The organism is Candidatus Magnetaquiglobus sp., assembly GCF_058402785.1.
This window is the reverse complement of sequence record NZ_JBZVFG010000085.1, coordinates 1-7,022: the sequence shown is the minus strand read 5'-3', so window position 1 is coordinate 7,022 and position 7,022 is coordinate 1. Positions and strand designations below refer to the sequence as shown.

Genomic DNA, 7,022 nt, shown 5'->3' with positions numbered 1-7,022 from the left:
TCAGGGTGGCCGGAAATCGCGAGTTTTTCAGGCTGTCGCTGCAGAGGGCGATTGAAATCGTCGGGGAGGCGGTCGAGCCGTACAAAAGAAGGACCGCTCCAGTTTTGTCACGGCTGGCTGCGCCGCAGTGGTGGATAACTGGCCTCAATATCTCTGAAAGGGATTACACGTGGCTGTGGTCACTACTGTTTGGTCCGTTCTATTTTCTCCATCACGGTGTATGGAGGCATGCATTCCTGTCTTTTGTTCTTATTGTCGTGACTGCCGGGATTTCGTGGCTCGTCTATCCATTTTTTACTTCCAGGGTTATGCGCAATCATAGGGCAAGGATAGCTCAGGAGTCCACCTCTCAGACAGTCGCTCCGTCTGCGGAATCTGAAGGGTTTCTGAAAAAAGCGCTTTTGCTTATGAAAGAATGGCCGAAATTGTCAGCGGTTATCCTGTTGTACATGATCGGAAAATGCTCGATGACCATGACGCGCGACGTCTCTCGCAGCACGGAGCGAAGCGTTACCCAATCCGCTCCCAAGGCGACGAGTAGAGCCGAGGAAATGACGGTGGAACACCCCGCAACCGCGCCGCCAACCACCGTGTCATCGACCACAACCACCACAACCACCACAACAATTCCGCCTTCTCCTGTAAAAAAGGAATCTCCCGCGCCCGTCAAGACGAAAGAGTCTCCCCAAGAGAAAAGAGAAAAAATTCCCGACTCGCAATCGATCACGCTGCCACCGGTCAACCCTTACGGCTACACCTTCAAATGCCGCGCCGCGGATGGCACGGAGTGCAAAAAGCAGTAACCGGAAAGCAGACGTGCCGGGCAGTCCGGCACGCCGCGCAGCATTATCTTGCGTCCAGCATCAACACCTCCCGCGCCCGTTCAAAATCCCCGCGCTTGATATCCCGAATCCTCCGCACCCCCAGATCTTTTTTTACCCGTTCCCACACTCTGCGACTGCTGATGTCGCCGGATTTTCCGGCCCTGTCCGCCAGGGAATCCAGCATGAGCAGCTGATCCTCGGTGAGAGGGAGGGATTGATGGTGGTGCCAGACGGATCCAGCGCCGAAGATGGCGAGAAGGATTGCGGCTGCGACGATAGGTCGGGTTCGGCTTGGGATGGGCGGTTGCGGTGGATCGATCAGCCCAAGGGATGAGAGTGAGTGCGAGCGATTGTTGTGATCCATATTGATTCTCCTGCATTCAGGTTATCGCCAGCGCGATTACTGGCAGAAGAATCAACGGAAATTTATTTTGATCGATTCATGTTTTATTGACTTGAAAGCTCAATCAGTTGGCGCAGTCTGCCCATTTTTACAACCGACTCCCCGGCGGCCCGTTTCCGGGCGTCATCGGCCAGCATTTGCGCGGCCAGTCGCACCGACGTCGGCAGCTTGCTAATCAGGATCGTCTTGTTTGTCGCCAGCGCCACATCGACGAGCTGGGCTACTGCGTCCAGCACATCCTCTGCGCCGACCTCTGGGTAGCCATTCATTGAGAGATTTGATTGTCTCTCGGTCTCTTTCTTGGAGTGCTTCCCGGTCAGAATGTACCCAACATCCACCCCTGCGTCCGCAACAATTGATAGATATTTCGCCCCCGGATCTCTTCTTCCAGCCTCATAGCTGCGTTGTGTTTGAACTGCGACAGGAATAAGAGAAGCAAACGTTTCTTGAGTCATTTCAAGACGTTCTCTTTCTTCACGCAATCGCTTCCCAATAGCAGCGATTATTTCTATATTTTCCTTTGACATTAGAACCGTTCGTTTCTATTCTATGTTCCATGGAACACATTGAACACATAACAGCGTCATTCTGCGCTGATCAGCGCCCGTTAGACATCCAGTATGCTCTACGAAAGAGTGGCTGGTCGCTGGGGCGCTTAAGCACGACGCACGGCTATGAGCGTCATGCTGCAAGCAGGGCTCTGCGTGAACCGTGGCTGCAACTCGAATGGATCATCGCTGAGACGCTAGGCCGCAAGCCCTGGGAGATCTGGCCGAGCCGCTACCCGGACGGCCCTACCACAAAACCCGAACGCGGCGAAAAGCGCCGCAGGTCAACCCGAACGACAGGAGCCTGAACACCATGACAGTCAACGAGTTCCGTCCCGGCACGCTCCGACTCAGCGAGATCCCGGATTGCCTCAACAACGCCATCGCCCAGTCCGGCAAGACGCGCTGGCAGATCGCGGGCGAGATGTCCCAGCTCACTGGCGAGCATATCACCAAGATGATGCTCGACACCTGGACCGCTCCATCCAAACCCAAAAGCCGTTTCCCGTTCGAGTTCGCCGCCGCCTTTCAGGTTGCCACCAGCTCCCGGTGCCTGGAGGAGCTGCTGGTGAGTTCGTGCGGTCGGACGGTGATGGAACCCGACCAGGTGCTCCAGGCGGAACTCGGCAAGCTCGAGTGCTTGATGGAGCAGGCCCGCAAGCGGCGTGATGACATCATGACGCAGTTGGGCAATGAAGACAAGAAGAACGACACCAGGAAGAAGGGATGAACGCCATGACCACCCCAACCACCGCCGTCGTGCCTGTTGTCAAAGAGCTGCCGACCGGGCCGTCCCGTCCTTTCGTGGAGCAGATCCGCATGCACTGGCGCCAGTCTTTTCAGGCGATTTTGGCCGCCGGGCATGCGCTCATCAAGGCGCGGGAAGAGCTTGGTGAGGCGTCGTTCAAGAAGATGATCGAGACTGAACTGCCCTTCGGGCGTAGTACCGCCTCGATGTTGATGGTGATCGCCAAGGATCAGCGCATTGCCAAATTTCATAATTATGAAATTTGGCCGAATTCCTGGTGGGCACTCTATGAACTGACCCACATCAAAAAAGACGATGATTTTTATCGCGCTATCTCGGACGGTCGCATCAACCCGGATATGACGATAGAAGAAGCCAAGAACATCGTCCGTCACCCTGAATCCCCCGGCGTGCGCAAGCAAAAGGGCGGATCCGGGCGGTCGAGCGACACCTCCGATACTGGCGACAACACCAAGCGGGCCGATGGTCAGGAGGAGCCCGATTCTCACCCGGACGTCACCGTCACCTTCACCGCAGGGGAGTGGGAGTTGATTCGGAGGGTCATGTTTTCCGCCAACGCGAAAGATATCGTTGCACAGGTTGCCATGGAAGTCTGGCCTCCTGGCAAGCCGAGCTGGAGCGGACTCCAACCCCCAGATCCAGAATCGTTAGCTCGCAAGCTCGGCATCACGGATCTGTATGCGCCGTCCATTGGCAATGGGGCGCTCGAAGGTGAGGTCTTGCCGCCACAAGGCGAAGAAGACGAAGAATTCTCCACGTTCCGGCTTTGACCATGAAAGCCTGGCTCTCCGCGCAAGAGATTGCCGGCCTTCCCGGGATGCCGACCACGGACCGTGGGGTGCGTGATCTGGCGGAACGGGAGGGGTGGCGCTGCAAGCCGGCGGACGGCACGCGGGGGCGGCTGTATCACGCCACCTGCTTGCCAGAAGATGCCAGGAATGCGGTGATTCTGCAGGAGGAGAAAGCCAGGATCGCCGCCCGGATGCCGAACCAGAAGCGCGAATCGGGCGGCATCAAGGTGGCACGTTTGAAGGATTGGCAGAGGAGCATCATGGACGCCCGATTGATCGTGCTGGCAGAGCTGAAACGGCTGGAGGAGCGCATGGGCTTGGTGGATGCCATGCGCCTGCTGATCGAGGAGGCATCCATGGGCCTGCTGCCCGAGGCGGTTCAAACCGCGATCGGCAATGCCCTCGGCAAGACGCGCAAGGACGGTGTGGCACCGCTTTCGACCAGCACACTGCTGCGCTGGCGCAAGGAGGCCGAGCGTGGCCCGGCGGCCCTGGCCCCCTTGGGAATGGAGGGGTATGCGATTCCGGATTGGGCGCCGACGTTTTTGAAGCTCTACCAAATGCCCAGCAAGCCGACGATCACGGCGGCCTACAACCTCATGCCCAAGCATCTGCCTCCCGGCGTGACCATGCCGAGCGTCAGTCAGGTGCGTCGTTTCGAGCAGAAGATGGGCCGGGTCGAGATCCAACATGGCCGCATGGGGGCGCGGGCGTTGAAAAACATTCGCGGCCATTCGGTGCGCGACTTCTCCGACCTGCTCCCTGGAGATGTGTTCATTGTCGATGGACATACCCTGGACGCGGAGACGGCGCATCCGGCTCATGGGCGGCCATTCCGACCCGAGATTACCACGGTGCTGGATATCGCCTGCCGCCGGGGGGTTGGATTTTCCATCGGTCTTTCGGAATCGTCGTGGGTGGTGGCGGATGCGCTGCGCAACGCCGTGGAGACGGCGGGCATTCCGGCGATTCTCTACACCGATGGGGGTTCCGGCTACATCAACGACAAGATGCTCAATCACGTCTCCGGGTTGATGGCGCGTCTCGGCATCACGCACAAACGCTCCTTGCCCTACAACGCCCAAGCCAAGGGGGTGGTGGAACGGTTCCACGGAACGGTGTGGGTGCAGGCGGCCAAGCAGTTGAAGAGTTTCATGGGCAAGGACATGGACCCGGAGGCGCGTCAGAACATCTACAAACTGACCCGCAAAGAGGTCAAGGAGCACGGCACCGCCCGGAGTCTGCCGACCTGGCGTGAACTGATGGCCGGTTTGACCGCGGCCATGAACGAATACAACGACCGACCGAACAGCGCCCTGGGCAAGATCCGCGATCCGGAGACCGGGGTTCTGCGTCACAAATCGCCCAATGAAGCATGGGCTGAATTCGAGGCTGCCGGGAAGGTTCCTGAAAAGATCACCCAGGAGGATACGCAAGACCTGTTCCGACCACACCAGGAGTGCATCGTGCGCCGCTGTCAGGTGGCGTTGTTCACCAACAGCTACTACGACGCAGCCCTGGAGCAGTACCACGGCGAGAAAGCCCTGGTGGGCTACGACATTCACGACCCGTCCAAGGTGTGGGTGCGCAATCTGGCCGGACAGTTGATCTGCGTGGCCGGGTTGGACGCCAACAAACATCCTTACTTCCCGAAATCGGTTGTGGAGCTGGCGGCCGAGAAGCGTGAGCGGGAGCGGTTGCGGCGGATCGACATCAAACGCGAGGAGATTCAGGCCGAGGCTGAGGGTTTGAAGGCGATCACGGCGCGTGAGCCGACCGAGGCCGAGCGGGTCATGGCGGCGGCACAGCTGGAGAAATTGGGGTTGGATGATGTTGGCAACGTATTGCCGGAGTCGGCGCCAATCGTTGCCGGAGAGAGACCGTTTTTCGGTGGTCCCATGGCGGCGCGGGATCGCGGATTGTGGATTCTGGCCAACCCGGACAAGGCGACGCAAGACGACATGGAGTGGCTCAACACCAAGATGACGTCGGTCAGTTTCAGGTTGTTGATTGGGATGGAGGAAGACGGGGGAGACGAAGATTTTGACGAGGCGACCGGCTAGGGTGCCAGCCCCAGCCGGTCAGGATCAATCAAACATTGCGGACGAGGATAACAGATGAAGAAGAAATTCACAATGACCGGAAACGTCCAGAGATTTCTGGCTGGCGTTGAGACGGTGGAGGCGCGCGGGGCTGGCGAGGCCGGCATGATGCTGGTGTACGGTGAGCCAGGATACGGCAAAACCCGCACCATGAAGTGGTGGGCGTTGCGCGCGGAGACGAAAGGAATCTTTTTGAGCGCACGGGAGACATGGACGCCGCACTGGGCGTTCTCGGACCTCGTGACCGCCTTGGGCGAAATCCCGGAGCATACCAACGAGCGGATGTTCGCGCAGGCGATGCGAGTCTTGGCGCACACGCACCAGCCGATCGTGATCGATGAAGCGGAGAACGTTTGCGACAACAACGCGGAGATCCTGAACGCGTTTCGCGATTTGACCGACTACCTGGAGACCACGCTGGTTCTGGTGGGAACTCCGAAGCTGGAAGGAAAGGTGCAGAATTTCCGTCAGATACGGGACCGTATCGCCAGCAAAGTGCAATTCCTCCCGATGACCACGAAAGATCTTGATTTGATGTGTCGTGATTTGTGCGAGGTGTCCGTGGCTCCAGATCTTGTCGAGGAGATTCATTTCCATACCGAGGGTCGGGTCAGATTGGCGGTCAACGCCATCATGCGTGTGGAGATTTTCGGCAAAGCCAACAAACTGGATATCGTTACCCGCGAGAGCATGGCCGGACAGATGCTCGGCAACAACTGGGAGGCAAAGAAGGAGTTCAAGGTTCGCCCGGCGCTACAGGTGGTTGGGGGCGGCAAATGACCCGCGCGTGGCCAGCGGAGACGATGTTGACGCTCATGGCGCGCAATGGCGGCGCCAGCATCGATTGTCTGCAAACGGCATCCGGGCAGCGACTGGACAATCTGAAAGAGTCGTTGGGCGTGTTGATCAGGCGCGGTCTGGTTGAGCAGGGCACGAGTGGCTGGTACTGGCTGACCGCCACGGGAAGGATCGCGGTGAATGAGCCGCGCATCCGCACTGGCAAACCGGGCGTGGAGCGCAAGCCAAGAAAGAACCAGACCAGCCTGCGAACTCGAGCATGGAAAGCACTGCTGATGGAGGGCGGATCATCCACCATCCAGAACATCCTGTCGCTGATTGCGGATGGTGATGAGAAGGAGGCTGAAAGCAATCTTTTAAAATACTTCGGCGCACTGGCCAGGGCGGGCATTCTGTTTCGCGGACCACGGAAAGCGCCGGGAAGCGCGCCGACCAGTCCTGGGTTCTTGGTGTGGAAGGTCATGAAAAGACTTGGACCTAAAGCGCCGATTTGGCTGCCGACCAAAAAGAAAATCTACGACCCGAATTCAGATGTTTACATCGATATCCCCACCAAAGGAGTCACCCCATGAACTGCGCCACCCACATCGACCCCAAGCAGATCCGGGCCCGCCAGGACCGGCGTCGGGCGCGCGGGCATCAGCATCACCTGTCGCTGCGCTGCGACACCATCTTTCTGCTGGTCGTGCAGCGCCGCTTCCGCCGCTACGATCCGCGCAGCCAGCGCGACATCAAGGCGGTACGGGTGTGCAAGATGCGCATCGTGCGGATTCTGCTCGGCTGTCGC

Annotated in this window: 10 protein-coding genes; 8 read left to right on the top strand and 2 right to left on the bottom strand. The window is 58.6% G+C overall.

Features of this window, described 5'->3' with window-relative positions:
• Nucleotides 1-803, top strand: an 803-nt coding sequence (locus tag ACV4UY_RS16345) for a DUF2628 domain-containing protein (RefSeq protein ID WP_491608621.1), incomplete at its 5' end; no start/stop codon positions are given.
• A 43-nt stretch (nucleotides 804-846) separates the two neighbouring features.
• Here the strand turns inward: ACV4UY_RS16345 and ACV4UY_RS16340 are convergent.
• Nucleotides 847-1,008, bottom strand: a complete 162-nt coding sequence (locus ACV4UY_RS16340) for a hypothetical protein (protein ID WP_491608620.1) — start codon at nucleotides 1,006-1,008, stop codon at nucleotides 847-849.
• Nucleotides 1,009-1,271: 263 nt separating this feature from the next.
• The gene (locus tag ACV4UY_RS16335; RefSeq protein WP_491608619.1) at nucleotides 1,272-1,754 is read right to left on the bottom strand and encodes a hypothetical protein; all 483 of its coding nucleotides are present in this window, start codon (nucleotides 1,752-1,754) and stop codon (nucleotides 1,272-1,274) included.
• Between the two features lie 29 nt (nucleotides 1,755-1,783).
• On the opposite strand from ACV4UY_RS16335, the gene ACV4UY_RS16330 reads away from it, so the two are divergent.
• The 7 genes from ACV4UY_RS16330 to ACV4UY_RS16300 all read left to right on the top strand — a co-directional run.
• The gene (locus ACV4UY_RS16330; RefSeq protein ID WP_491608618.1) at nucleotides 1,784-2,083 is read left to right on the top strand and encodes a helix-turn-helix domain-containing protein; all 300 of its coding nucleotides are present in this window, start codon (nucleotides 1,784-1,786) and stop codon (nucleotides 2,081-2,083) included.
• 5 nt (nucleotides 2,084-2,088) lie between these two features.
• A complete protein-coding gene (locus ACV4UY_RS16325; protein ID WP_491608617.1) occupies nucleotides 2,089-2,505 on the top strand; it encodes a hypothetical protein in 417 nt (138 codons plus the stop codon).
• Nucleotides 2,502-3,314, top strand: coding sequence for a hypothetical protein (locus tag ACV4UY_RS16320; protein ID WP_491608616.1), 813 nt, complete (start codon nucleotides 2,502-2,504; stop codon nucleotides 3,312-3,314). Before ACV4UY_RS16325 ends, ACV4UY_RS16320 begins: the two co-directional genes overlap by 4 nt.
• Nucleotides 3,315-3,316: 2 nt before the next feature.
• Nucleotides 3,317-5,398 (top strand): transposase, encoded by a 2,082-nt coding sequence (locus ACV4UY_RS16315; RefSeq protein WP_491608615.1) that lies wholly within the window; start codon nucleotides 3,317-3,319, stop codon nucleotides 5,396-5,398.
• Nucleotides 5,399-5,452: 54 nt separating this feature from the next.
• Nucleotides 5,453-6,217, top strand: coding sequence for an AAA family ATPase (locus ACV4UY_RS16310; protein WP_491608614.1), 765 nt, complete (start codon nucleotides 5,453-5,455; stop codon nucleotides 6,215-6,217).
• 35 nt (nucleotides 6,218-6,252) lie between these two features.
• Nucleotides 6,253-6,807 (top strand): hypothetical protein, encoded by a 555-nt coding sequence (locus ACV4UY_RS16305; protein WP_491608613.1) that lies wholly within the window; start codon nucleotides 6,253-6,255, stop codon nucleotides 6,805-6,807.
• Nucleotides 6,804-7,022 (top strand): hypothetical protein (locus ACV4UY_RS16300; RefSeq protein WP_491608612.1); only part of this gene is annotated, 219 nt, incomplete at its 3' end. The genes ACV4UY_RS16305 and ACV4UY_RS16300, both read left to right, overlap by 4 nt.

Bases quoted from the DNA above. Each gene is read 5' to 3' on its own strand.
- ACV4UY_RS16340 (WP_491608620.1), bottom strand. From the start codon at position 1,008: ATGCTGGATTCCCTGGCGGACAGGGCCGGAAAATCCGGCGACATCAGC.
- ACV4UY_RS16335 (WP_491608619.1), bottom strand. From the start codon at position 1,754: ATGTCAAAGGAAAATATAGAAATAATCGCTGCTATTGGGAAGCGATTG.
- ACV4UY_RS16330 (WP_491608618.1), top strand. From the start codon at position 1,784: ATGGAACACATTGAACACATAACAGCGTCATTCTGCGCTGATCAGCGC.
- ACV4UY_RS16325 (WP_491608617.1), top strand. From the start codon at position 2,089: ATGACAGTCAACGAGTTCCGTCCCGGCACGCTCCGACTCAGCGAGATC.
- ACV4UY_RS16320 (WP_491608616.1), top strand. From the start codon at position 2,502: ATGAACGCCATGACCACCCCAACCACCGCCGTCGTGCCTGTTGTCAAA.
- ACV4UY_RS16315 (WP_491608615.1), top strand. From the start codon at position 3,317: ATGAAAGCCTGGCTCTCCGCGCAAGAGATTGCCGGCCTTCCCGGGATG.
- ACV4UY_RS16310 (WP_491608614.1), top strand. From the start codon at position 5,453: ATGAAGAAGAAATTCACAATGACCGGAAACGTCCAGAGATTTCTGGCT.
- ACV4UY_RS16305 (WP_491608613.1), top strand. From the start codon at position 6,253: ATGGCGCGCAATGGCGGCGCCAGCATCGATTGTCTGCAAACGGCATCC.